We start from the raw sequence: 23,784 nt of genomic DNA, 5'->3' as shown, positions 1-23,784 counted from the left end.
GTCAGTTGTCGCGCAACAGCCGGAACGCCGTCGATGCACCCCAACCCGCAGTAATTGCTATCACCAGCGACATCAGGCCATACCAGACAGGCTGTTGGCGGGACATGTTGTATAGAAACCGCTCAAGCCCAACTTTGCGGACATCAATGGTGGTTTCGTATTGTGAGACAACTTGGCCATCCCGCGTCAGGAAGATGCGTGCGGCATAGTCACCTTCGGTTAGGTCAGCTGGCATCGCGATTGAAGTGCGGAATAAGGTCTGTTCGTCAACAGCAACGGTGTCTTCTCGGATAGAGTATAGGTCTTCGCTTTCGCGAATGCGCACTACAGCGTCTGCGAATTCCTGTGCCCCGCGGATATGCATGGCGGCCCCGACCGAACGAATGGCGCGTTCGATTGAAATCCGATAGCGCAGGTCCTCGGTATCGGTCAATATATCATCGAGTGGGCCGCTTGTCGCGACGGCGTAAAAACTGGGGGCAAGGTCGACCAATACACTGTCGGTGTTGACCCAAATTCCCAGTTTCCGTTCCTTGCGCCGCACCATCACCGGGCTGGAAGGACCAGCCACCGCCACGATCACTTCAAGCGGGGGGCCGGGTGGAATCGGAGTTTCCCGTTTAACGGCCCCAAAGATCAGGATTTCCGACCCGTCGAACGTTGCGGTGATGGCGACGCGATCCTGGCTGAGGCCCAGAACAACTTGCTCGTCCTGGGCAAAAACAGGTGTGCAACAAAGAACCAATAGGGCAATCAGGCGTTTCAGCATGATCAGTGGCCCCCTTCGGTACCGAGAGAGAAAAGCTCGGCCGGTTCAATCAGCAAATCCAGCGCGAGTTTTCCGCAGACAACCAACACCAAGGCCGCAAGTAGCACCCGTAGCTGTTCGGCGGGCATGCGCGCTCCGATTACCGTACCGATCTGCGCGCCGACAACTCCGCCAACTAGAAGCAAAACCGCCAGAACAACATCGACCGTATAGTTCGTTGTCGCGTGCAACATGGTGGTAAACGCGGTCACGAAAATGATCTGAAACAACGAGGTGCCAACCACAACTTTGGTGGGCATACCCAGCAGGTAGATCATCGCAGGCACCATGATGAACCCGCCGCCAACGCCCATGATTGCCGACAGGACACCTACGCAGAGTCCGACCAGAACCGGCGGAATAACCGAGATATACAGCCCCGAAGTGCGAAAGCGCATCTTGAAGGGCATTGCGTGAACCCATCCGCGTTGCCGTCGTTTTGCGGGGGCACCACCACCCTTTTTCGCCTTGCGCAGTGCGCGCAAGCTTTCAATAAACATCAGGCTTCCGACGACGCCAAGAAAAACGACGTAGCAAAGCGTGACCAGAAGATCGACCTGGCCCAGACTTTTTAGATAGTTGAACACGACCACGCCAAGCGCGGCGCCCATCAACCCGCCAACCAATAAGACTGTGCCCATTCGGAAATCGACGGTCCTTCGTCGAAAATGCGCCAAGACCCCGGAAAATGACGAAGCGACAATCTGGTTGGCTTCGGTAGCCACAGCAACTGCTGGGGGGATACCGATGAAGAACAGCAACGGTGTCATTAGAAACCCGCCACCGACGCCGAACATGCCTGACAGGATTCCGACCATCCCTCCCAACCCCAACAGCAGAAAGGCGTTGACGGAGACTTCGGCGATAGGAAGGTAAATCTGCATAGTGAATTACCGGATGAAATCAGACGTGTCACGCAGGGTGACTTGGCCTATCTCATGCATCTTGGATGAGTCTTTAATACGGCGCGCAATTTGCGGCAGTATGGCGAATATCGGTTTCTTTGTTGGGTGCCTTGTAAACCGATCTTGGAAAACGGGAAAGTGCGCCTTGGGCGCGCCGCCATCATGTGTCTTCCTGGCCCCAGTGGGACTCAATCCGATCTCGGTTATAACAGGAAACACACACATACCCCTTTAGAACGGTTGCGGCATGCAAAATCAACTGTGCATGCCGCTCTGCAGCGAACAGGACTGAACTGAGTTCAAAACTGGACCTATCAGCGTTCTTTCACATAAGGTTCGCCACCCGCACGAGGCGGAATGGCTTTGCCAACGAACCCGGCTAGAATGACCACAGTTAGGATGTAGGGCAGGGCGTCCATCACCTGCACCGGGATGACCACGCCACCCAGATCAATGTTCTGGAATCGCAGGGCAATTGCCTGAAGCAGGCCAAACAGCAAACAAGCCCACATCGCGTGCCACGGCCGCCATTTCGCAAAGATCAGCGCGGCCAAGGCGATGAACCCGCGTCCGGCAGTCATTTCTTTGACGAACCCGGCTTGCAATGCAGTGGCAAGATACGCTCCGGCTATTCCACAAAGCACGCCGCAAATGGCGACGGCGGCGAAGCGTAGACCTACCACGGAAACCCCCGCGGTATCCACGGCTGCCGGGTTTTCACCAACTGCTCGAAGACGCAAGCCAAACCGGGTGCGATACAGAACCCACCAGGTCAGAGGGACCATCAGGAAGGCCACGTACACCAGGATCGAGTGCCCCGATAGCAACTCGGAATAAATCTGCCCGATGATCGGAACACCGCTGAGCGATTCCGCAAATGGAAAGTTGATAGGTTCAAACCGACCGCCGCCAACAAGCGACGGAGTGCGCCCGCCTTGTTTGAACCAGCTTTGGGCGATCAGCACGGTCAGTCCAGATGCCAAAAAGTTGATGGCGACCCCGGAAATCAGTTGATTGCCCCGGAAGGTGATCGACGCCACTCCATGCAACGCAGACAGAACAAGCGAAGCTCCGATTCCTGCCAGCAGACCCAGCCAAACAGACCCGGTCACCGCCGCTATCGCAGCCGAGAAAAAGGCCGAGATCAACATCTTGCCTTCCAGCCCGATGTCAAAGATACCTGCGCGTTCGGAATAAAGACCGGCAAGGCAAGCCAGCAGCAGTGGTGTAGCCAAACGGATGGTCGAGTCAAAGACTTGGATAAGTGTTACGAAAAACTCCATCACCGCATACCCCGCAGGCTCAGGAACAGCTTTTCAAGCGGCATTCGAACCATATTGTCCAAAGCGCCGGTAAACAGGATCACCAGCGCTTGAATCACAACGATCAGTTCGCGCGGGATGGAGGTCCACAGCGCCAGCTCTGCGCCGCCTTGATAGAGGAACCCGAACAACAGCGCCGCAAGGAACACGCCGAAGGGATGAGAACGGCCCATCAGCGCAACGGCAATACCAATAAATCCTGCGCCTTCGGTTGAGTTCAGGACCAGACGTTCAGCCTCTCCCATCACGTTGTTGATGGCCATTAGGCCCGCCAACGCGCCCGAGATCAGCATAGCGACGATCGTGATGCGCACCGGTGAAATGCCGGCATAAACGGCACCGGTTTCGGAATGACCATAGGCGCGGATTTCATAGCCCAGCCGGGTGCGCCAGATCAGCGCCCAAACCACAACACAGGCCAGAATCGCCACGAAGAATGAGATGTTGGCTGGCGCGCCGCGGAACACAATGTTTTCAGCGCTCGAGAACATCGATTGGAAGGTCGGCAGATGTACCGCTTCAGGGAAACGCGCGGTTGCTGGGTCCTGCGAACCTTGCGGGCGCATCACGTTGACCAGCATGTAGTTTAATAGGGCAGCAGCAATGAAGTTGAACATGATCGTCGTGATCACGATATGGCTGCCGCGCTTGGCTTGCAGATAGGCCGGGATCGCAGCCCATGCAGCGCCAAACAGGGCAGCGGCCAGTGCTGCGGCGACCAAAGCAATGCTCCAATGTGGCCACGGGATGTAAAGGCAGACCATGGCGACGCCTAAACCTCCCAGCATTGCTTGACCTTCGCCGCCGATGTTGAAAAGCCGCGCGTGGAACGCCACGGCCACGGCCAGACCGGTGAACATGAAGTTGGTCGCGTAATATAGCGTGTAGCCCCAGCCATAGGTCGACCCTAGCGCGCCGGTGACCATCAGGTTCACCGCCTCAACTGGGTTCTCACCGATGGCCAGAATGACCAGTGCCGAAAGGATTGTGGCCAACAAGAGACTGATAACAGGGATCAGAACTACATCGGCCCATTTGGGCATTTTTTCCATGTTACGCGGCCTCTCCCGCAACACCGGCCATTAGCAGGCCCAGTTCTTTTTCATCTGTCTCGGCGGGCAGACGTTCGCCCATGATATGTCCGTCAAACATCACCGCGATCCGGTCGGACAGCGAGAAAATCTCTTCCAGCTCGACCGAGACGAGCAGGATGGCCTTGCCCTGATCGCGCAGGGCAACGATCTGTTTGTGAATGAACTCAATCGCGCCGATATCTACACCGCGGGTCGGCTGGCCTACCAGCAGCAGATCAGGGTTCCGTTCGATTTCACGGGCGACAACAATTTTCTGCTGGTTACCGCCCGAAAAGCTTTTGGCCGTTAGCCAACCGTTGGGCGGGCGCACGTCGAACTTTTCGATTTTGGCTTCGGTATCGGCACGCAGGGCTGCGTTGTCCATGAAGATACCGCGTTTATAGGCCGGGTCGCGGTGATAGCCGAAGGCCACGTTCTCCCACGCGTGAAAGTCCATGATCAGGCCTTCGCGCTGACGGTCTTCGGGGACGTGGGCGATATGTTGTGCGCGCCGCGCCTGCCCATCTGATCCTGCGCCGCTCAACGCTAGCGGGGTGCCGTTCAGCTTGATCGAGCCCTGACCGGGACGCATCCCGCCCAGAACCTCCAGCAGTTCCGACTGACCGTTGCCCGCCACACCGGCGATGCCGACGATCTCACCGGCGCGGACGGTCAGGTCGATGCCTTTGACGCGTTCGACACCGGCGCTGTCAAAGACTTGCAGGTTTTCGATTTCCAGAATAGGGCTGCCGGGCTTCGCAGGCACTTTGTCGACCTGCAGCAGAACCTTACGGCCGACCATCAGTTCGGCCAGTTCCTCGGGGTTCGTTTCAGATGTCTTAACAGTCGCCGTCATTTGTCCGCGCCGCATGACCGAGACCGTATCGGTGTTTTCCATGATCTCGCGCAGCTTGTGGGTGATGACGATGATCGTTTTCCCCTCGGTCCTGAGGCGGTCAAGGATGCGGAACAACTGATCGGCCTCAGACGGCGTCAGAACGCCGGTGGGTTCGTCCAGAATCAGAATTTCGGCCTTACGGTACAGCGCCTTGAGTATTTCGACGCGCTGCTGCATCCCAACGCCGATCTCGTCAATGCGCTTGTCTGGATCGACGAACAGCTCGTATTCTTCTTCCAGCGCTTTCAGTTCCTTGCGGGCCTTTGCCAGGGACGGGGCAAGCATGCCTCCATCTTCAGCGCCCAGAACGATGTTTTCCAGAACGGTAAAGTTCTCAACAAGCTTAAAGTGTTGAAACACCATCCCAATGCCTGCGGCAATTGCAGCCTGACTGTCAGGGATATCGGTCTTGTTGCCGTTAATCCAAATCTCGCCTTTGTCGGCTTTGTAAAACCCGTAGAGAATGCTCATCAGCGTGGATTTGCCCGCACCGTTTTCACCGATGATCCCATGGATCGTGCCGGGGGCGACGCTAATGGAAATGTCTTTGTTGGCCTGAACCGGCCCAAAGGCTTTGGAAATCCCTTTGAGCTCAATGGCGGGGACGGTCATGTCTTGTCCTCAATTGCCGAAGAGCCGCGCGGACGGCGCGGCGAAATGGAAGCGAGGCGGAGGTTCAACCCCCGCCCCACGCGATATCAGAACTGCAGTGCTGGGCAGCTGTCGTTCTCGTAATAGCTGGTTACACTCACGTTGCCATCGATGATATCCTGACGTGCCTTGTCGACTGCGCCCTTCATCTCATCCGACACCAGCGGCGCGTTGTTTTCGTCCAGCGCATAGCCTACGCCATCTTCAGCCAGACCCATGGCAAATACGCCGGTTTCCAGGTTTTCACCTGCGCTCATCGCCTCATAAACGGCGACGTCAACGCGTTTCAGCATCGAAGTCAGAACCTTGCCCGGATGGAGGTGGTTCTGGTTGCTATCCACGCCAATCGAAAGGATGCCTTCGTCAGCGGCGGTTTGCAGTACACCAACGCCGGTGCCACCCGCTGCTGCGTAAATCACGTCAGCGCCCTGGCTGATCTGTGCCTTGGTCAGTTCCGAACCCTTCACCGGGTCGTTCCAAGCTGCGGGTGTAGTGCCCGTCATGTTCGCAACGATGTTAATATCTGGGTTGACGGCCTTGGCACCCTGCGCGTAGCCGCAGCCAAAGTGACGGATCAGCGGAATATCCATGCCGCCAATGAAACCAACAGTGCCCGACTCGGACGCCATCGCAGCCATCATGCCGACCAGATAGGACCCTTCGTGTTCAGCAAAGCTGACCTGACGGATGTTTTCTGCGTCCAGCCAGTTGACGTCGATCGCGACGAATTTCGTGTCAGGGTAATCACCCGCCACGGCCGACAGCGGATCGGCCATCGCGAAACCTACAGTGATGATCGGGTTTGATCCCGCTTCGGCAAAGCGGCGCAGCGCTTGTTCGCGTTGCGCTTCGGATTGCAGCTCGATCTCGCGGTATGAGCCGCCGGTTTCTTCTGACCAGCGCGACGCGCCGTTATGCGCGGCTTCGTTGAACGACTTGTCGAACTTGCCGCCCAGATCAAAGATCAGCGCCGGCTCAGCCAGGGCCGCACCTGCGGTCAGCGCGACGGCTGCGGCAGCGCCCATCAAGGATTTCATCAGGCTCATTTCATACTCCCGTTTGTTATTGTCGGTTGGGGCCAAGATAGTCCCGTTTACCCACTATGAGCGAGCATAACTGTTGTGATGGCGGGAATTAAGGGCGTTTGCAACCGGTGTGGTCAACTGATTTTTGACCATTTGGTCGAAAAAATTCGCTCAGGCCGCTTAAGTTAGATTGAAGGTCATGACGATGGCGTCAATTTTCTCAGCTTTTTCGCGCAGATAGTAGTTCTTTCGCACACCGCTGCGTGCGTAACCGCAGCGTTCATACAGTGCTATGGCCGGATCATTATCTGCCGCAACGTCCAGAAAAGCGCGGGTAGCGCCCAAACTTTTAGCTTTTGCCTGCCATTCTTGCATGCAGCGCAGAGCCAAACCCTTGCGTTGATGGTCAGGATGAGTGGCAATTGTCAGCAACTCCGCCTCATCCATGATGACTTGAAACAGAGCGAAAGAGTGCGCGTTGCCAATGACATGCGTGAATCGGTTGCCTAGCAGATCGGCGAATTCCAAGGTTGTCCAAGGGCGCGACTGGGTGAAAGCTGCCGCGTGGGTATGGGCCATTTCCTGTGGGGTCATTCGTCCAGTAAAATCGGTGGAGTATCTTTTGAAGGGGCCGCATCAGCGGGGCGCACGTAAAGGGGGGCCGGTGGAGCGGTCCCGGTAGACATTCTTTGCGCCGCCAGTCGTGCAATGGTCCGGACTTGAAGATCGGCATCGTCATTCATGATCAGGGGGCCAAGTGATTCTGCTGCATCCCGTGCAATCAGAATCGGATCCTCATTAGGCAATGCGACGTAAACCTGTTCGCGCGGAGCCCGGATTGCGGGTAATCCATCACCGATTTCAGCTAAAGCATCAAACCCGGAAACGCCGACGGCCGGAACGCCAAGTCCAAGGGCAAGCCCCCTTGCGGCGGAAACCGAGATACGGATTCCGGTGAAATTTCCCGGTCCAATTCCAACCCCAATTGCCGTCAGATCGCGCCATTTGATACCCGCCTCGGCCAGTACTTCTTCGAGCAGTGGCATCAGCCGCTCAGCCTGACCGCGCGACATCGGTTCGACGCGCGATGTGATGATGTCGTTACCCCGCAACAAAGCGGCCGCGCAATGCGCGGCCGATGTATCAAACGCCAGAATTATCGGGTCAGACGGCAACAGGGCGAACCTCGGTCACTTCCGGAATATAATGGCGCAGCAGGTTCTCGATCCCCATTTTCAGCGTCAGGGTCGAAGATGGGCAACCAGCGCAGGCGCCTTGCATGTGCAGGTACACGACACCGCGATCAAACCCGTGAAAAGTAATGTCGCCACCGTCCTGAGCAACCGCAGGACGTACGCGGCTATCTAGAAGATCTTTAATCTGGTTTACGATTTCAGCGTCTTCACCGGTATGTTCTGCATGGCCTGATGCATTCACGGCCTCGGAACCCATGACCGGCTGGCCGGACTGAAAATGTTCCATCACAGCACCCAGAATTGCGGGTTTAATGTGGTCCCACTGAACATCGTCCGATTTGGTCACGGTCACGAAGTCATTGCCAAAGAACACGCCAGTCACACCGCTGACTGCGAAAATCCGTTTGGCCAAGGGCGACTTCTCACCCGCCTCCGCCGTTGGAAAGTCTGCGGTGCCAGCTTCCAACACGGTTTGACCGGGCAGGAATTTCAGCGTTGCAGGGTTCGGCGTGGATTCGGTTTGAATGAACATGGCGCGGCTCCGTTTCAGTTGTCCTTGATATGCGGGTCCGGGCCGGGGAAGTCAAGATTTGGAACGGTTCTAAATTTTAACCGCCAGATGCATGGCGTCCTCTAACCTATCATCCCCCCAGAAAAGTTCGTCGCCTACCAGAAAACTGGGCGCTCCGAATATCCCTGCGGCCTGGGCGGTTTGCGTCTGCTCCATCAGTGCAGCCTTGATTGCAGGTTCTTGGCAGCGCGTGAGAGTTTCGGCTGGGAGGCTGGCTTGTGACAGGCAATCGACCAGCACTTGGTCGTCCCAGATGTTTTGCCCGTCGACGAATTGGGCTGCATAAACAGCGCGAGCAAACGCCGCCCTTTGAGGGTGGGCTTCAATCGTCAGGACCAGCCGTGCGGCCTTTAAAGCGTTTTGTGGAAAGGGATCAGGTCGCGAGAACTGTAATCCGCGCTGGGCGGACAACCGCTCCAAATCACGCCACATATAGCGTCCTTTGGCCGGATAGATGTTGAACGGCGAATTGTCCCAGCCTTGTGAGGCAAAAATCGGACCGAGTAAGAAAGGCTGCCATTCAACAGTGACCCCGTGCTGCGCCGCCAGATCCTCGATCCGCATCGCACTTAGGTAGGAATAGGTCGACGCAAATTCGAACCAGAACTGGATGCTGCGCGTCATGGTTAAGCCTCAGGTAATTTCTTCCAGCTTTTCCTTGCTCAGGTCACCGGGAACGATGGTGATCGGGATCGGCAGGCTGCCCGAGTTTTTCGTCAGCTGCGTGACCAGTGGCCCTGGACCTTTTTTTTCAACACCTGCGCCCAGAACAAGTACCCCAATTTCGGGGTCTGATTGCACGTGTTCAATGATCTGTGCAACTGGATCACCTTCGCGAATTGCCAGTTCCGGATCGACGCTCTGTTTGTCACGCATCCACTTGGCGAACACCTCGTAATGGGCGTGGATACGTTCGCGCGCCTCTTCACGCATCACTTCGGCCACACCGATCCAGTGGTTGAATTCATCCGGTGGAATGACCGAAAGGATTGTCACACCTCCGCCAGTATGGGCGGCACGCATAGCGGCAAAGCGCATCGCGTTCAGGCATTCGCGACTGTCATCCAGAACGACCAGGAATTTGCGCATGAAGTGTCCTCATTCATTTCGAGCGATCATGCCCGACCAAATACGCGCTGGCAACCAGAGGTTAGCGCGTACTCAAAGCCCAGTCCCAATACAGATCACGTGCACGTCGGGTAATGGGTCCGACTTGATACTGTGTATCTTCCAGCGCCGTGACCGGCGTGATCTTGTTCATGTTGCCAGTGATAAAAATTTCATCCGCATTGTGAAAGTCATCAAAGCTAAGGATCGCTTCGTGCACTGGGACTCCGTCGGCGCGCAGGTTTTCGATGTGACGTGCACGGGTGATTCCGGCCAGAAAGGTGCCATTTGGGACGGGGGTAAACACCTCTCCGTCACGGACGAAAAAGACATTGGTCGTCGCCGTTTCTGCGACATGTCCCAATGCGTCGGCTACCAAAGCGTTGGAAAAACCCCTGGCGCGCACCTCACGCAGCATGCGCGCGTTGTTGGGATAAAGGCACCCGGCTTTGGCATTCACCACCGTGGATTCCAAAACTGGACGGCGGAACCGCGTATATCCCAGCGTCACAGAGGCGGCCTCGGGCGCCATCGGAATCTCTTCAAGGCAGATGGCAAAACCAGTGCTGTTTTCTTGCGGGACAATAGCTGTGGCATCACCGTCAATGCCCCAATACATCGGGCGAATGTAGACAGCGGCGTCTGAAGGGTAGCTTTCTAGACCTTCTCGGATGATCTCAATCATCTGATCGGTCTCGACGAACGGCGTTAGCATCATCGCCTTTGCAGAACGATTCACGCGGGCGCAATGGGATTCCAGATCTGGGGTTATGCCGTCGAAATACCGCGCGCCATCAAAGACCGAAGACCCCAGCCACGATCCGTGATCAGCAGCCCGCATAATTGGCGCGTCGCCATCGTGCCACTGACCCTTGAAATAGGTGCGAATATTTTTGCCAACGGCCATGACGCCCTCCCGTACTTTTGCGCAACCTAGGAAGGCGTCAAGGTAAGGTCCAGTACAATCAGCCCTGTTTCGAACCTACCATACCCACGATTTCGTAGGTCTGTTGCAGGATAGGGGAAGCAACGGCGCGGGCTTTTTCCGCACCTTTGGCAAGGATCCGGTCAATTTCAGCTTCTTCGCCCATCAAACGTGCCATCTCGGACGAGATTGGCGATAGTTTCGAGACCGCCAGCTCTGCCAGCATCGGCTTAAATTCACCGAATTGCTTGCCACCAACCTCGGCCAGAACCTGTCCTGCGGATTGATCGCTTAGGGCGGCGTAGATATTGACCAGATTGCGCGCTTCGGGACGGTCTTCAAGGCCGTCGACTTCCGAAGGCAGTGCATCCGGGTCGGTCTTTGCCTTTCGAATCTTTTTGGCAATCGTGTCAGCGTCGTCGGTCATGTTGATGCGGCTCATATCCGACGGGTCGGATTTCGACATCTTTTTCGATCCGTCACGCAGGCTCATGACACGCGTTGCGGCCCCTTCGATCACGGGTTCGGTGATCGGGAAGAAGTCGACGCCATAGTCATGGTTGAACTTGATCGCGATGTCTCGGGTCAGTTCCAGATGCTGTTTCTGGTCGTCGCCAACCGGAACATGGGTCGCGTGGTAGGTCAAAATATCTGCCGCCATCAGTGACGGATAGGCGAACAGACCCAACGATGCGTTTTGCTGGTTCTTCCCGGCCTTGTCCTTCCACTGAGTCATCCGCTGCATCCAACCCATGCGGGCGACGCAGTTGAAGATCCACGCGAGTTGTGCGTGTTCGGGCACCTGGCTTTGATTGAACAAGATCGACTTATCGGGGTCGAGGCCAGCAGCGATGAAGCCCGCGCACAATTCACGCGTCGAATGCGCCAGTTCCTTTGGGTCCTGCCAGACGGTGATCGCATGCAGGTCGACCATGCAATAGATGGTCTCCATATCCGGTTGCTGCATATCCACAAACCGCTTGAGCGCGCCTAGATAGTTACCGAGGTGCAGGTTCCCCGACGGCTGGATGCCGGAAAACACGCGCGGTGTGAACTGGGTCTCGGTCATCGAAGGGAACTCCCGTCTGGAAAAATCAGCCCCCGTCGCTTACCCATGAGGCCAAGGGACGTCAACAGCCGCGAAAGGCCAGCCCAATGAGCAGTGAACATTCTACACCCGCCGTAAACCCGCTTCCGCCCGTGGTGGTGGCATTGGTGTTGTTCATCATGGGGGTGGAACTGGCCTTTACCTTGGGCGCCCGTGGTTTAATCGGTGGGCCATCGGCGGTTGGCTGGCGGCTTGATGCACTGCAAAGCTATTCGTTCTCGCCAGATATATTTGACTGGATGGTTCAGAACGGGCGCTGGCCGCTTGAGCATGTGATACGCTTCGTAACCTACCCGTTTGTCTCGGGCAGTTTTACGCAGGCCATCTTTGTATGCGTGTTTGTTCTGGCGATGGGTAAGATGGTGGCCGAGGTATTTGGCGGTTTCCCAATGCTGGTGATCTTTGTGCTGTCCGGAGTAGGAGGCGCACTGGCCTATGCGCTACTGTTGGATCCGAACTACCCGCTGGTTGGAGGCTTTCCGCCCGTCTATGGCCTGATCGGCGCATTCACTTGGTTGCTCTGGCGCAAACTGTCATTGGTCGGGGAAAATCAGTCGCGTGCGTTCAGCCTAATCGCGGTGCTGATGGGTATCCAATTGGTCTTTGGTCTGCTGTTTGGCGGAACGTCCGACTGGGTGGCCGACTTGGGCGGTTTCGCTACCGGGTTCGGCCTGTCCTTCTTTCTGGCACCGGGCGGCTGGGCCCGGATTGTTGGGCGTATACGCCGCGACTAATCACGAGCGGCGCAGAGCCTTTTTGAATTCGGAGACTTCAAACGCACCCAGCAGGTGACCCAAGAAGAAATAGGTGGCCGCCGCGACCTTGATCAGAATGATCAGCGCTAGATATCGCCATCCCGGCAGTTCGAATGTCCAACCGAACAGGTGAATCGCGGCAAACAAAACAGCGCCCATCCCCAAGGATGCAACAACAATACGCCATGCCCGACGTTTGAAGCGGTCGTCGAAACGGGCCTCTTCTCCCATGCGGCGCGCACCGATGATCAGCAGACCGACCATGACCCAACCCGCAGCCGAAGCTGCAATTGCCGGAGCGATCCACCCCACCAGTGGATAAAGGCCAAAGGCCAAACCCGCATTCACGATCATCGCTACAATCGCATAGTGAAATGGCGTTCGTGTATCTTCGCGCGCGAAATAGAGCGGTTGCAGCAGCTTTTGCAGCATGAAAGCGGGCAGGCCGATACCGTAGACTGCGACTGCAAGTGCTGTGGCGGTGGTGTCTGCGGCGCTAAACTGGCCACGCTCAAACAGGACCGAAACCAGCGGATTCGGAAGGATCACAAATGCCACGGTCGAGGGGATGGTCAACAGCAGGGTAAATTCACCGGCGCGCGAGAAGGCGTTGCGGGCTCCGTCTTTATCTCCGGAACGCAGACGTCGCGACAGATCGGGCAGCAGGACGATCCCCACGGCAATACCCACCACGCCCAGAGGCAATTGGTACAACCGGTCCGCCGCAAACAACCAGCTGACCGCCTTTTCGGTTTTCGAGGCCACCAATTGCCCGACTACCAGGTTGACCTGAGTGACCCCCATCGCCAAGGCGGCGGGAACAGCAATACGGACCATGTTGCGCATCTCAGGGCTGAGTTTCGGTATGCCGGGGCGAATGCGAAAACCAGCGCGCTCAGTCGCCACCCAAACCAGTGCAAGCTGTGCTATACCCGCCAAGGGAATGACGGTGATCAGCCAACGGATTACCTCACCCCCTGCCGCTGCGCCCGCAATCAGAGCGGTACAGGCGAAGATATTCAGCAATACGGGTGCAGCCGCCGCGGCAGCAAACCGTCCAGTGGCATTCAAAACGCCGGAAAACAACGCCGCCAGCGACATGAACAGGATGTAGGGGAAGACCACATAACCATAGTCCACTGCCAGATCGAACCGCTCATCGCCATAGAAGCCCTCGGCGGTGATCCAAACTAGCGCGGGCATGAACACCATCGCCAGACCGACCAAAGCCAGCACCGCCACTGCCAGCAGGTTGAAGGCGTCTTGCGCGAACCTTTCGGCGTTCTCATCCCCCTCCAGCCGTTTGGAAAACATCGGCACAAAGGCTGCGTTAAACGCGCCCTCGGCAAAGAAACGGCGGAACATGTTGGGCAGGCGGAAGGCTGCGACGAAAGCGTCCATCACAGGCCCTGGCCCGATGTAGGCAGTCAGAAGTATTTCTCGAAGAAAGCCCAGTATCCGGCTGGTCAGGGTCCAGAACCCGACTGTGAATAGGCCCGAAAACAGACGAATCTGCTTCATGAGGCCGCGCGCTCAGCGCCTTCGGTGATGGCGCTGCGCAGCTTGTCTTCCAGCGTGCGCTGTTTGCTTTCCGAATGGTATTTCAACCCAAACATATCCTTGACATAGAACGTATCGACGACCTGCTCGCCATAGGTCGCGATCACCGCGTTGGCGATATAGACATTGGCTGCGGCCAACGTGCGCGCCAGATCATATAGCAGGCCGGGCCGATCGCGGGTATCGACCTCAATGATCGTGTAGATTTCGGACCCGTCATTGTCGAAGGTGATATGGGTTGGCACGTTAAAGGCGCGCTCGCGTTTCTTGATCTTGTCGCGTGACTTCAGCGCGTCGCGAGCTACCACCTCGCCCCTAAGCGTCTTGTGGATCATCTGTGTTAGGCGTGGAAGTCTGCTGGCTTCGAACGGGTGGCCGTCGGCGTCTTGAATCCAGAACGCATCAGTCACGTAGCCATCTTTTGTGGTGTAGCTGCGCGCGTCCACCACGTTGGCCCCGACCAATGCCAGTGCGCCTGCGATCCGCGCAAAGATGCCAGGGTGATCCCCCATCGCGAAACATGCACGGGTGGCGTCACGGTCTTCATCCGGATGCAGACGGATTTCCATCTCTCCCGGATCGCCGCTGTGCTCCAGCGCCCGCAGCATCTCGGCGAATTCCACGTGGGTCGACAGGTTTAAGCCCTGCCAATAGGGCGGATAGTGTCGGCCCGTTTCCGCCTTGAGGTCTGGTTTGGTCCAATCCGCCAGTTCGGCTCGCAGGGCTTTCTTGGCCTCAGCGCCACGGTTAGCCCGGTTGAGGTCTTCCATCCCTGTTTCCAGCGCGCGTTTGGTTTCTGCATGCAGAGCGCGCAGCAGGGTGGCTTTCCAGTTGTTCCACACGTTCGGTCCAACACCGCGAATGTCGCAGACTGTCAGCACTGTTAGCAGGTCCAGCCGTTTGACCGTTTTCACCGCTTTGGCAAAGTCGCGTACAGTGCGCGGGTCCGAGATGTCTCGTTTTTGCGCCATGTCTGACATCAGCAGGTGATAGCGCACCAGCCACTCCACAGTTTCAGAGTCTGCCTTGTTCAACCCAAGTCGCGGCGCAACTTTGCGAGCAATCTGCGCACCGAGGATCGAGTGATCTTCGGGCCGTCCTTTAGCGATGTCATGCAGCAACAAAGCCACATACAGTACCTTGCGGTTTACGCCGCCCTTAAGGATCGATGACGCAAGCGGCAGCGATTCAATCAGCTCACCACGTTCGATCTGGGCCAGGTTAACAATGCACTGGATGATATGCTCGTCGACCGTATAGCTGTGGTACATGTTGAACTGCATCATAGCCACGATGGGTTCGAACTCCGGCAGAAAAGCGGACAGTACACCCAATTCATTCATCCGGCGCAGGGCGCGTTCGGGGTTACCGTGTTTCAGCATCAGATCAAGGAAGATGCGCTGCGCTTCGCGATTTTCACGCATGTCTTCGTCGATCAGGCTAAGGTTTGCTGTTACCAAGCGCATTGCGTCTGGATGGATCAGCATGCCAGTGCGCAATCCTTCTTCGAACAAGCGCAATAGGTTCAGCTTGTCGGTTAAAAATTGCTCGGGGTCGGCCACGTCCAGACGCCCATGCACAACCTTGTAGCCTTCCTTGACCCGGGGACGACGGCGTAAAATTCGATCTAGCAGTGCTTCGCCTTTCATGTGCAAAGCCTCCAGCTTGGTCAGGAAGATGCGGGTCAATTCACCCACATATGTTGCCTCGCGAAAATAGCGCTGCATGAATATCTCGACCGCGCGGCGTCCGGCCCGGTCTTCGTATCCCATTCGCTCGGCTACCTCGACCTGCAGATCAAAGGTCAGTTGCTCGGTTGGGCGGCCAGTAATCAGATGCAAATGCGATCGCACGGCCCACAGAAAATCCTCGGCTTTAACGAAGGTTTTGAATTCATCGCGTGTAAACAGGCCCAATGGCACCAGTTCGGCCACATCTTGAACGCCATAGACGTATTTTGCGATCCAATAGAGTGATTGCAGATCGCGCAGGCCGCCTTTGCCCTCTTTCACGTTGGGCTCGACCATATAGCGTTGGCCTTGCTTTTTGTGCCGCTCATCGCGTTCGTGCAATTTGGCTTCGATGAACTGCCTTTCACTGCCCTTGAACAGATCTGACTTCAGGCGGCTGTCCAACTCGGCTGAAAGCTCGGTGTCCCCAGCCAGATAGCGTTGCTCTAGCATGGCGGTACGGATGGTGAAGTCTTCGGACCCCAACCTCAGGCAATCCTTGATCGTGCGTGACGAATGACCAACCTTTAGGCGTAAGTCCCACAGGATATAGAGCATCGATTCAATCACGCTCTCGGCCCAAGCGGTGATTTTGTAGGGCGTTAGGAACAGCAGATCGACGTCTGATGCAGGCGCCATTTCCCCGCGGCCATATCCGCCCACGGCCAGAACGGCGATTTTCTCTCCGCGGGTCGGAGTGGCCAGTGGGTGCAAGTATTCGCTTGAAACCTTCATGGCGGTGCAGACCAGACCGTCGGTCAGGTAAGTGTAGGATCGCGTCAGCGGCCTTGCGTCAAATGGACGTTTTGCGAACGCATCGGCAATCGCCTGACGCCCGGTTTTCTGGGCATCACGCAAAATCCGGACGGCCTCATTCCGACGTTCGGCGTTGCCCGAGATTTTGTCGAAGGCTTCCGATAGTCGCGCTATGACTGCGGTACTGTCGAAAATTTCATCGGCAGGGCAAATCAGCTCACCTTTGGGGGTCAGCGACAGGCCCGGTCGATCAGAAACCGGCGCCTGAGAAGCTTTGTGGGGCAGGGTCAATCACTACTACCTGTTTATTCTGGATCGTGGCGACAGCCAGACCACGTTCATTGGTGCCGTTCGAGCGCAGGCGGAAGATGCCGCCAACACCTTGGAAACCGGCATTTTGCGTCAGTGCCGCAGCGGTGAGCGCGTTGGACTTGCCTTGACTGACCAGCGCGGCGATTGCGGCGATACCGTCATAAGCCAACCCGCTGATCGGGTGCGGAGCTTCACCATAGGTGTTGTTATAGCGCTGACGATAAGCCTGTGCCTTAGACGGATCTGGCAGTGCGAACCAGCCGCCCTGCACGCCAGGTAAGTCCAGTGTTTGCGGTGGAATGTCCCAGCGCGTCAGGCCGATGAACTGCGTCGTTGCCGGAGATACGCCTGCCTCAGGCAATAATTGGGTAAACAGCGGAAGAGCACCGGCTGTGGTCGCTGTCAAAAACAGAGAATCTGCACCTGATGCGTCTACGGTGGCCTTCACCGTGGGAACCGAATTGATCACGCCCTGTTGTGACCGGTCGTAACCGACTGAACCTGCGTTGTTTACCCGGCTGCTGCTCAGTGCTGTCGCAATTGCGGATTGTCCCAGCTGGCCTGCCGAATCGTTGCTGTGAACGATAACCATGTTAGATTTGCCCTGCGATCCTGCAAAGCCAACTAAGCGATTGGCTGTATTGTCGAAGGTCGGGCCCAACACGAATACATTGCCACCTGCAATGCTAGTGTTGTTTGAAAATGAAAGCACGTTGACGTTGTTACTCAGCACTGCAAGGCCTGCTGAATTTGCCGCTTGGGCATAGACTGGGCCAAGAATGATCTTTGCGCCATCTGCCACCGCGCGCTGTGCAGCATCGGCAGCCGTATTTGAACTGCCGCGAGTATCATAAACACGCAGGTCTATATTGACGTTTTGCAAGTCGGCCATCGCAAGACGGGCCGCGTTTTCAAGGCTGCGCGCCAGTGCAGCGTCTCCGGCTTGTCCCGATCCTGCCGGTACAAGCAAGGCGACCGGGACGGGTTCTGACGTGTTGATCGAAGGACCTCCGCCAATTGTTCCGACGTCACAGGCGGCCAAAAATGCGGCGGTGGCCAACACGGCGGCGGTACGTGCCAGTTTGCGAACGGGCTTGCAAACGTTAAACATCTGAATGAAAACTCCCTGTCCCGGCGGCTTGGTGTACCACCAATCTATTGCGCCGCGATAATAAACGTCACGCTGTGAGGGTCCAGCTTTGAATTTCCAAAAAGTCAGATTGGGTGCCGGCCTGTATTTTGTTGCCACTCCGATCGGTGCTGCACGCGATATTACGCTCAGAGCACTAGATGTGTTGGCGTCCTCTGATGTGATTGCGGCCGAGGATACGCGCAGCCTCCGCCGATTGATGGAGATACACGGCGTTCCGTTGGAGGGACGAAGAATCCTAGCGTATCACGATCACAGTGGTACCGGTGCGCGCGGTAAAATTCTTGACGCGCTGGCCGAAGGGAAATCCGTTGCTTACGCGTCCGAGGCCGGAATGCCACTGATTGCCGACCCTGGTTATGACCTTGGGCGACTGGCGGCTGAGGCGGGCCATGTCGTGACCTGCGCGCCAGGTCCGTCGGCTGCTCTGATGGCGCTGACGCTGGCAGTGTTGCCAACGGATGCATTCTTTTTTGCGGGGTTTTTACCAAACGCATCCAGTGCGCGCCGGTCGCGGATTGAGGCACTCCGCGACGTTCCGGGCACGTTGGTTTTCTACGAATCACCGAAACGGGTGGCTGCCTGCCTGTCAGATCTGGCCGAGGTGCTGGGAGAAGACCGTTCTGCTGCGATGTGCCGCGAGTTGACAAAAAAGTTCGAAGAGGTCCGGCGCGGATCGCTTGGCGAGTTGGCCGCCGACTTACAGGGGCAAACTGTCAAAGGTGAAATTGTCCTTCTTGTGGACCGCGGCCATTCGGAGACTGTTAACGAATCCGACATAGAAGAGGCTTTGAAGCAGGCCTTGGAAACTCATTCGGTCAGGGACGCGGCGGATTTGGTTTCGCAGATGTACAAATTGCCACGCCGCCCGATCTATCAGCAGGCCCTTAAACTGGGAAAGGGATAGCATGACCGCACGATCCGTCCGAAGCTCGGTTTCTTATCACGCAGGGCAAGCGGCGGAGCTTCAGATCGCGGCAGAATACAAGCGGCGCGGTTTCACCATTGCGCAACACCGTTGGCGGGGCGCAGGGGGTGAGATTGATCTGATCGCTCGTGATGCTGACGGTGTCGTGTTTATCGAGGTGAAGAAGAGTTCTAGCTTTGACAAGGCCGCAGCCCGGATCAGTAAACGCCAGATGGCCCGTATTTACGCCTCGGCGTCAGAATATCTGGAACACGAACCCGACGGGCAGCTGACAAATGCCCGGTTTGATGCTGCATTGGTGGACGCATCGGGGGCGGTTCAAATCATCGAAAACGCGTTTGGTCAGGTCTGACCCCATTGAACCCTGGGTCTCGCTAGGCCATGTATCTGGCGTGAAACTGAGGGACACGCCATGAAAATCGCCTTTCAGATGGACCCAATCGGGGCCGTGGATATCAACGCAGACAGCTCATTCCGCTTGGCCGAAGAGGCGCAGGCGCGCGGGCACACTCTGTTTTTCTACAGCCCTGACCACTTGGCCTATCAGGAAGGCCGCATCACAGCGCGCGGTCATGACATGAAAGTTCAACGCGTTGCAGGCAATCCGGCTGAGTTGGGTCCTGAGCGTGAAGTTGATCTGGCCGAATTCGATGTGATCTGGCTGCGCCAGGACCCTCCGTTCGATATGCATTACATCACGTCGACCCACCTGCTGGATCGTCTGAAAGGGCAGGTATTGGTTGTCAACGATCCGTTTTGGGTGCGAAACTACCCTGAAAAACTGCTTGTTCTGGATTTTCCAGATCTGACTCCTCCGACGACGATTGCGCGGGACCTTCAAACCATCAAGGTCTTCAAAGAAAAGCACGGCGACGTGATCTTGAAACCGCTCTATGGCAATGGGGGTGCAGGAGTATTCCGGTTGGACGTGAATGATCGCAACCTGACCTCGCTACACGAGTTATTCACTGGGTTCTCACGCGAGCCCTTGATCGTTCAAAAATTCCTACCGGACGTCAGCAACGGCGACAAAAGGGTGATTCTGGTGGACGGTGAACCCGTTGGCGCGATCAACCGCGTTCCAGCGGCGGGTGAGACGCGTTCAAACATGCATGTAGGTGGCCGCCCTGAACAGATCGACCTGTCCGAGCGCGATTTGGAAATCTGCGCTGCGATTGGGCCCTTGCTGAAGGAAAAGGGTCAGATTTTCGTGGGGATTGATGTCATCGGAGACTACCTGACCGAAATTAACGTGACTTCGCCCACGGGGATTCAGGAATTGGAGCGCTTTGACGGCGTGAACATCGCCGAGAAGATCTGGCAGGCGATTGAGGCCAAAGTTTAAGACGCGGCCTTTGCGCTGATGCGAAAGCTCAGCGCCTCAGCCACATGCGGGCGGCGGACATCCGGCGCCCCATCCAGATCAGCAATCGTGCGCGCCACCCGCAGGATGCGATGAAACGCACGGGCTGACAGGCCAAACCGTTCAGCAGCTTTCACCAACAAGTCTTTGCCTTCGGTGTCTGGCGCGGCAATTTCTTCAAGCACGTTACCCTCGACATCCGCATTCTGTCGGGTGCCAGGCGTGTCTCTGAACCGTTCCGCTTGAACAGCGCGGGCTGCTTCGACCCGTGCGGCAACGGTGGCCGAGCTGTCTCCGGATGGTGGCAGGTCGAGATCGGTGAAGCCAACAGGCGGTACTTCTATCCTTAGATCGAAACGGTCCATTAGCGGGCCAGAAATGCGGCCTAGGTAATCCTCTCCGCAGACAGGCGCGCGTGAGCAGGCGCGAGCGGGATCAGTTAAGTAACCACATTTGCAAGGGTTGGCGGCAGCCACCAACATGAAGCGGCAAGGGTATTTCACATGGGCGTTTGCACGGGCAACCATGACCTCGCCGGTTTCAATCGGCTGGCGCAGCGTTTCCAAAACTGTTCGGGGAAATTCCGGAAACTCATCCATGAAGAGAACGCCGTTATGGGCTAACGAAATCTCGCCCGGCTTGGCCCCTTTACCGCCACCAACGATGGCCGCCATCGAGGCCGTATGATGCGGTTCTCGAAACGGCCGTGTGCGGCTGATACCGCCTTCATCGAGAAGCCCGCACAGGGATTGAATCATTGAGGTTTCAAGCGCTTCAGCCGGTGTCAGAGGCGGCAGAATACCGGGCAGACGCGCAGCCAACATGGATTTGCCCGACCCCGGCGTACCGATCATGATCAGATGGTGGCGCCCTGCGGCTGCGATTTCCAACGCTCGCTTGGCGCGTTCCTGTCCCTTCACGTCGCGTAGGTCCCGAGCGCTGGGCTCAAGGTTTACCTCGCCCGGCTGAGCGGCTGGCAACGGCGACTGGCCCGAGAAATGGCGCACTACGTCGCCCAAAGACTCCGCTCCGATTACTCGCGTAGCGTCTACCCAAGCGGCTTCGGCGCTCGAGGCCTTAGGGCACAGCAGTGTACGATCGTAAGCCGCAGCGGTCATCGCCGCTGGCAATGCGCCTACGACCGGTACCAGCGAGCCGTCCAAAGACAGCTCACCTAAAGAAACGGCCCCCTCGGCGGCGTCGTGCGGGATTATTTCCAAGGCTGACAATAAGGCCACCGCTATCGGCAGATCAAAGTGGCTACCCTCTTTTGGCAGGTCAGCGGGTGACAGATTGATAGTGATCCGCTTTGAAGGCAGCGCAATGGCCATCGAGCTTAGCGCGCTACGAACACGATCGCGGGCTTCTGATACGGCTTTGTCGGGTAAACCAACGATGGAAAAGGCAGGCAAGCCCGGCGAGACCGCGCATTGCACCTCGACCGGGCGGGCATCGACCCCCTGGAAAGCGACTGTGTGAGAACGAGCGACCATGAACGACCTTTTTGGTTAACAGGTCGTTGCTGCCATGATCGCCGTTTAAGATTCGTTAACGGCATTCGTCATCGCGATAAATTTTGGCCAAGCGCCGGGATCTGCAACGGTTTTGTCGCGGCATGTCTCGTTGCAAAACCCCCAGCGCTGACCGTTCAACTCAAGAACATGAGTGACCGGTTTGCCGGAATAAGGGCAGGCTTCATTGACTGAATCATTACCCTCAACAGGTTTTGCTTGGGACTGCCCTCCGATCGGCCAGATCTGCGACGGCAGGTCCAGCGCATACGGAAAGGGGTCATAGTTTACGGTCAAACCCATCGCGCGCCATTGCCGAACCGTCATATCCGCCAACAATTCCAAGCAGTAATCGCGATTGGTATCGGAAACAGGCAATCCGTACCCAATGATCCGCGCCGCAACTGGCGTGTAGAATACATCTGCAAGAGAATAGCTGCCAAACAGAGGACCAGTTTCAGCGCCTGACACAGTGCGAGCATGAGCCCAGAGGGTTTCAATTCGATCTAAGTCAGCCAGCGTTTCCGGCGAGCAGTCGAAACCCTGCCAGCAGTGCTTCAGCTGCATTGGGCATTCCCCGCGCAAGGCGTTGAATCCGCCCACCATCTCGGCACAAAGCCATCTAGCTGTTGCGCGTGCGGCGGGGTCTTGAGGCCACATACCGGCTTCGGGGTGACGCTCGGCCAGTGTTTCGGCCATGGCCAGGCTTTCGCCCACGACGGTTCCGTCGGGAAGACGCAGCGCAGGCACAAGCCGGGCTGGTGTCAGCGGTTTCATATCCTCGGCCATGGTGCCGGAATAAAGGCCAATCATATTGGTTCGATAAGGCAGGCCAAACTTTTCCAGCATCAGCCACCCGCGCAAAGACCAGCTGGAAAACAGACGGTCGCCGATAAACAAATCATAGGTCATGCCACTACGATGACGCGGCGGGATCATTCAGTAAATCGGTGATTTGTGCGGGGTGTTATCACGGAAGGTGATTAATCCTCTCAACCGTCCATCGGTCTCCGCGATGAGTGATCTCCGTGACTGAAAGATTGTCGATACGGTGGCTGAACGCCTGTTGGGCATCCATGCTAAGGGCACGTTGAACTTGTGTCAGGATCACGCCGAAATGGGCGACGATGACCAGGTCGCGGTCTGTATGATCGGCGATAAGTTGGTCGACAACGGCGTCAACGCGCGTTCGAACCTCGTTCCAACTTTCGCCTTTGGGAGGGCGCACGTCACCGGGGTTGTCCCAGTAGGAAAAGGCAAGGTCTGGGTCTTCGGCCTCGATTTCTTTGAATGCGCGTGACTCCCAAGTGCCGAAATGAATCTCGCGCAGATCAGGGTGGTGAGGCAATCGTCGGCGTGCCCCTTGAATGGCTGACGCGGTATCAACGGCACGCGACAGATCTGAGGAGATCACTAATGCCTGAGTTGGGAGGTGATCGTGCAAACGCGCGATGGCGGCGTGATCGCTGAGATCGGCTGGTAAGTCGGTCCAGCCAACCATCGTTTTCGCATGCGTCGGCCCATGACGGACAAGGTGCAGGCGGGTCACGGCAATTGCCCCTTCAGCACCAGTGGTAGCCCGGCGGTGACCTGTACCACCAGATCGGCCTGAGCCGCCAATGCGATATTCAGCCGGCCCTGGGCTTCACGGAACCGCCGAGCCAAAGCGTTGTCAGGTACGATCCCGTGGCCCACTTCGTTCGAAACAACGACGACAGGAGCGCGGCAGGAACTCAGCTCTCTCATCAGCGCGGTTTGCGCCTGTTGTAGGTCATTCTCGGCCAGCAGATGATTGGTCAGCCACATGGTCGCACAGTCGATCAGGCAAATATCGTCGGGTGTCAGCCCTCTCAGCGCAGGGGCCAATTCAAAAGGTGCTTCGACCGTTTTCCAGCCCTCGCCTCGTTGGGCGATGTGGCGCTGGACCTTGCCGCGCATCTCGTCATCAAACACTTGTGATGTGGCGAGATAATTTCGATTTTTCCCTGACAAAGCAACAAGTTGCTCGGCATATGACGATTTTCCAGATGCCGCGCCGCCCAACACAAAGGTTAAATCCGGATACACTATTATTACCTTTCATGTGATCCACCCGGTTTTGTTCTGCGTATCGACCTTAGGTCGGCAAAG

The 23,784-nt window shown here is 56.9% G+C and carries 24 protein-coding genes; 4 read left to right on the top strand and 20 right to left on the bottom strand.

Annotated elements, in window-relative coordinates; translation table 11 throughout:
- Position 1 precedes the first annotated feature (1 nt).
- The 13 genes from ACR0L3_RS14750 to trpS form a co-directional block, all read right to left on the bottom strand.
- A complete protein-coding gene (locus ACR0L3_RS14750; protein WP_480746518.1) occupies positions 2–769 on the bottom strand; it encodes a TIGR02186 family protein in 768 nt (255 codons plus the stop codon).
- A 2-nt stretch (positions 770–771) separates the two neighbouring features.
- A complete protein-coding gene (locus ACR0L3_RS14745; protein WP_480746517.1) occupies positions 772–1,692 on the bottom strand; it encodes a sulfite exporter TauE/SafE family protein in 921 nt (306 codons plus the stop codon).
- A gap of 335 nt (positions 1,693–2,027) precedes the next feature.
- Positions 2,028–2,996 (bottom strand): ABC transporter permease, encoded by a 969-nt coding sequence (locus ACR0L3_RS14740; protein WP_480746516.1) that lies wholly within the window; start codon positions 2,994–2,996, stop codon positions 2,028–2,030.
- Positions 2,996–4,087: an ABC transporter permease gene (locus tag ACR0L3_RS14735; RefSeq protein ID WP_480746515.1), complete on the bottom strand. Its 1,092-nt coding sequence runs from the start codon at positions 4,085–4,087 to the stop codon at positions 2,996–2,998. The genes ACR0L3_RS14740 and ACR0L3_RS14735 overlap by 1 nt, the downstream gene beginning before the upstream one ends.
- A gap of 1 nt (position 4,088) precedes the next feature.
- On the bottom strand, positions 4,089–5,618 hold the full coding sequence (locus ACR0L3_RS14730) for an ABC transporter ATP-binding protein (RefSeq protein WP_480746514.1): 1,530 nt from the start codon (positions 5,616–5,618) through the stop codon (positions 4,089–4,091).
- A gap of 86 nt (positions 5,619–5,704) precedes the next feature.
- Complete coding sequence (locus ACR0L3_RS14725) at positions 5,705–6,703, bottom strand: BMP family lipoprotein (protein ID WP_480746513.1); 999 nt, start codon at positions 6,701–6,703, stop codon at positions 5,705–5,707.
- Between the two features lie 159 nt (positions 6,704–6,862).
- Positions 6,863–7,276: a GNAT family N-acetyltransferase gene (locus tag ACR0L3_RS14720; protein ID WP_480746512.1), complete on the bottom strand. Its 414-nt coding sequence runs from the start codon at positions 7,274–7,276 to the stop codon at positions 6,863–6,865.
- Positions 7,273–7,857 carry a tRNA (adenosine(37)-N6)-threonylcarbamoyltransferase complex dimerization subunit type 1 TsaB gene (gene tsaB, locus ACR0L3_RS14715; protein WP_480746511.1) on the bottom strand — a complete coding sequence of 195 codons (585 nt, stop codon included), beginning with the start codon at positions 7,855–7,857 and terminating at the stop codon, positions 7,273–7,275. The genes ACR0L3_RS14720 and tsaB overlap by 4 nt, the downstream gene beginning before the upstream one ends.
- Positions 7,847–8,410 carry a NifU family protein gene (locus tag ACR0L3_RS14710; RefSeq protein ID WP_480746510.1) on the bottom strand — a complete coding sequence of 188 codons (564 nt, stop codon included), beginning with the start codon at positions 8,408–8,410 and terminating at the stop codon, positions 7,847–7,849. Before ACR0L3_RS14710 ends, tsaB begins: the two co-directional genes overlap by 11 nt.
- Positions 8,411–8,479: 69 nt before the next feature.
- A complete protein-coding gene (locus ACR0L3_RS14705; RefSeq protein WP_480746509.1) occupies positions 8,480–9,073 on the bottom strand; it encodes a DsbA family protein in 594 nt (197 codons plus the stop codon).
- 9 nt (positions 9,074–9,082) lie between these two features.
- Positions 9,083–9,538: a universal stress protein gene (locus tag ACR0L3_RS14700; RefSeq protein ID WP_480746508.1), complete on the bottom strand. Its 456-nt coding sequence runs from the start codon at positions 9,536–9,538 to the stop codon at positions 9,083–9,085.
- A 61-nt stretch (positions 9,539–9,599) separates the two neighbouring features.
- Positions 9,600–10,463, bottom strand: a complete 864-nt coding sequence (locus ACR0L3_RS14695) for a branched-chain amino acid aminotransferase (protein ID WP_480746507.1) — start codon at positions 10,461–10,463, stop codon at positions 9,600–9,602.
- Between the two features lie 58 nt (positions 10,464–10,521).
- Positions 10,522–11,550, bottom strand: coding sequence for a tryptophan--tRNA ligase (gene trpS / locus ACR0L3_RS14690; RefSeq protein ID WP_480746506.1), 1,029 nt, complete (start codon positions 11,548–11,550; stop codon positions 10,522–10,524).
- 86 nt (positions 11,551–11,636) lie between these two features.
- Between trpS and ACR0L3_RS14685 the strand changes: the two genes are divergently transcribed.
- Positions 11,637–12,323 (top strand): rhomboid family intramembrane serine protease, encoded by a 687-nt coding sequence (locus tag ACR0L3_RS14685; RefSeq protein WP_480746505.1) that lies wholly within the window; start codon positions 11,637–11,639, stop codon positions 12,321–12,323.
- On the opposite strand, the gene murJ is transcribed toward ACR0L3_RS14685, so the two are convergent.
- The 3 genes from murJ to ACR0L3_RS14670 are packed head-to-tail and all read right to left on the bottom strand — an operon-like array spanning position 12,324 to position 17,813.
- On the bottom strand, positions 12,324–13,865 hold the full coding sequence (gene murJ / locus ACR0L3_RS14680) for a murein biosynthesis integral membrane protein MurJ (RefSeq protein ID WP_480746504.1): 1,542 nt from the start codon (positions 13,863–13,865) through the stop codon (positions 12,324–12,326).
- Positions 13,862–16,681: a [protein-PII] uridylyltransferase gene (locus ACR0L3_RS14675; RefSeq protein ID WP_480746503.1), complete on the bottom strand. Its 2,820-nt coding sequence runs from the start codon at positions 16,679–16,681 to the stop codon at positions 13,862–13,864. Before ACR0L3_RS14675 ends, murJ begins: the two co-directional genes overlap by 4 nt.
- Positions 16,641–17,813 carry a penicillin-binding protein activator gene (locus tag ACR0L3_RS14670; RefSeq protein ID WP_480746502.1) on the bottom strand — a complete coding sequence of 391 codons (1,173 nt, stop codon included), beginning with the start codon at positions 17,811–17,813 and terminating at the stop codon, positions 16,641–16,643. The genes ACR0L3_RS14675 and ACR0L3_RS14670 overlap by 41 nt, the downstream gene beginning before the upstream one ends.
- Positions 17,814–17,901: 88 nt before the next feature.
- Here ACR0L3_RS14670 and rsmI point away from each other — a divergent pair, with 88 nt between their 5' ends.
- From rsmI to gshB, 3 genes are read left to right on the top strand one after another with little or no spacing between them, the layout of a single operon-like run.
- A complete protein-coding gene (gene rsmI, locus ACR0L3_RS14665) occupies positions 17,902–18,759 on the top strand; it encodes a 16S rRNA (cytidine(1402)-2'-O)-methyltransferase (protein ID WP_480746500.1) in 858 nt (285 codons plus the stop codon).
- Position 18,760: 1 nt separating this feature from the next.
- Positions 18,761–19,132, top strand: a complete 372-nt coding sequence (locus ACR0L3_RS14660; protein WP_480746499.1) for a YraN family protein — start codon at positions 18,761–18,763, stop codon at positions 19,130–19,132.
- 60 nt (positions 19,133–19,192) lie between these two features.
- Positions 19,193–20,125, top strand: coding sequence for a glutathione synthase (gene gshB, locus ACR0L3_RS14655; RefSeq protein WP_480746498.1), 933 nt, complete (start codon positions 19,193–19,195; stop codon positions 20,123–20,125).
- Here the strand turns inward: gshB and ACR0L3_RS14650 are convergent.
- The 4 genes from ACR0L3_RS14650 to cobU are packed head-to-tail and all read right to left on the bottom strand — an operon-like array spanning position 20,122 to position 23,721.
- Positions 20,122–21,636, bottom strand: coding sequence for a YifB family Mg chelatase-like AAA ATPase (locus ACR0L3_RS14650; protein ID WP_480746497.1), 1,515 nt, complete (start codon positions 21,634–21,636; stop codon positions 20,122–20,124). The two genes, gshB and ACR0L3_RS14650, sit on opposite strands and share 4 nt — an antisense overlap.
- A gap of 45 nt (positions 21,637–21,681) precedes the next feature.
- Positions 21,682–22,566, bottom strand: coding sequence for a glutathione S-transferase N-terminal domain-containing protein (locus ACR0L3_RS14645; RefSeq protein ID WP_480746688.1), 885 nt, complete (start codon positions 22,564–22,566; stop codon positions 21,682–21,684).
- Between the two features lie 58 nt (positions 22,567–22,624).
- Entirely contained in the window at positions 22,625–23,203 is a 579-nt protein-coding gene (locus ACR0L3_RS14640; RefSeq protein ID WP_480746496.1) for a histidine phosphatase family protein, read from the bottom strand.
- Complete coding sequence (gene cobU / locus ACR0L3_RS14635) at positions 23,200–23,721, bottom strand: bifunctional adenosylcobinamide kinase/adenosylcobinamide-phosphate guanylyltransferase (protein ID WP_480746495.1); 522 nt, start codon at positions 23,719–23,721, stop codon at positions 23,200–23,202. Before cobU ends, ACR0L3_RS14640 begins: the two co-directional genes overlap by 4 nt.
- Positions 23,722–23,784 lie beyond the last annotated feature (63 nt).

Source organism: Ruegeria sp. CK1 (genome assembly GCF_056536545.1).
This window is presented reverse-complemented; position numbering and strand designations above follow the sequence as displayed.

What these genes read in the sequence shown, in the direction of transcription:
- murJ (WP_480746504.1), bottom strand. Translation starts at nt 13,865, where the DNA reads ATGAAGCAGATTCGTCTGTTTTCGGGCCTATTCACAGTCGGGTTCTGG.
- ACR0L3_RS14720 (WP_480746512.1), bottom strand. Translation starts at nt 7,276, where the DNA reads ATGACCCCACAGGAAATGGCCCATACCCACGCGGCAGCTTTCACCCAG.
- ACR0L3_RS14700 (WP_480746508.1), bottom strand. Translation starts at nt 9,538, where the DNA reads ATGCGCAAATTCCTGGTCGTTCTGGATGACAGTCGCGAATGCCTGAAC.
- ACR0L3_RS14740 (WP_480746516.1), bottom strand. Translation starts at nt 2,996, where the DNA reads ATGGAGTTTTTCGTAACACTTATCCAAGTCTTTGACTCGACCATCCGT.
- ACR0L3_RS14730 (WP_480746514.1), bottom strand. Translation starts at nt 5,618, where the DNA reads ATGACCGTCCCCGCCATTGAGCTCAAAGGGATTTCCAAAGCCTTTGGG.
- trpS (WP_480746506.1), bottom strand. Translation starts at nt 11,550, where the DNA reads ATGACCGAGACCCAGTTCACACCGCGCGTGTTTTCCGGCATCCAGCCG.
- ACR0L3_RS14660 (WP_480746499.1), top strand. Translation starts at nt 18,761, where the DNA reads ATGACCGCACGATCCGTCCGAAGCTCGGTTTCTTATCACGCAGGGCAA.
- ACR0L3_RS14650 (WP_480746497.1), bottom strand. Translation starts at nt 21,636, where the DNA reads ATGGTCGCTCGTTCTCACACAGTCGCTTTCCAGGGGGTCGATGCCCGC.
- ACR0L3_RS14725 (WP_480746513.1), bottom strand. Translation starts at nt 6,703, where the DNA reads ATGAGCCTGATGAAATCCTTGATGGGCGCTGCCGCAGCCGTCGCGCTG.
- ACR0L3_RS14645 (WP_480746688.1), bottom strand. Translation starts at nt 22,566, where the DNA reads ATGACCTATGATTTGTTTATCGGCGACCGTCTGTTTTCCAGCTGGTCT.
- ACR0L3_RS14685 (WP_480746505.1), top strand. Translation starts at nt 11,637, where the DNA reads ATGAGCAGTGAACATTCTACACCCGCCGTAAACCCGCTTCCGCCCGTG.
- gshB (WP_480746498.1), top strand. Translation starts at nt 19,193, where the DNA reads ATGAAAATCGCCTTTCAGATGGACCCAATCGGGGCCGTGGATATCAAC.
- ACR0L3_RS14670 (WP_480746502.1), bottom strand. Translation starts at nt 17,813, where the DNA reads ATGTTTAACGTTTGCAAGCCCGTTCGCAAACTGGCACGTACCGCCGCC.
- ACR0L3_RS14705 (WP_480746509.1), bottom strand. Translation starts at nt 9,073, where the DNA reads ATGACGCGCAGCATCCAGTTCTGGTTCGAATTTGCGTCGACCTATTCC.
- ACR0L3_RS14750 (WP_480746518.1), bottom strand. Translation starts at nt 769, where the DNA reads ATGCTGAAACGCCTGATTGCCCTATTGGTTCTTTGTTGCACACCTGTT.
- ACR0L3_RS14735 (WP_480746515.1), bottom strand. Translation starts at nt 4,087, where the DNA reads ATGGAAAAAATGCCCAAATGGGCCGATGTAGTTCTGATCCCTGTTATC.
- ACR0L3_RS14695 (WP_480746507.1), bottom strand. Translation starts at nt 10,463, where the DNA reads ATGGCCGTTGGCAAAAATATTCGCACCTATTTCAAGGGTCAGTGGCAC.
- ACR0L3_RS14745 (WP_480746517.1), bottom strand. Translation starts at nt 1,692, where the DNA reads ATGCAGATTTACCTTCCTATCGCCGAAGTCTCCGTCAACGCCTTTCTG.
- ACR0L3_RS14710 (WP_480746510.1), bottom strand. Translation starts at nt 8,410, where the DNA reads ATGTTCATTCAAACCGAATCCACGCCGAACCCTGCAACGCTGAAATTC.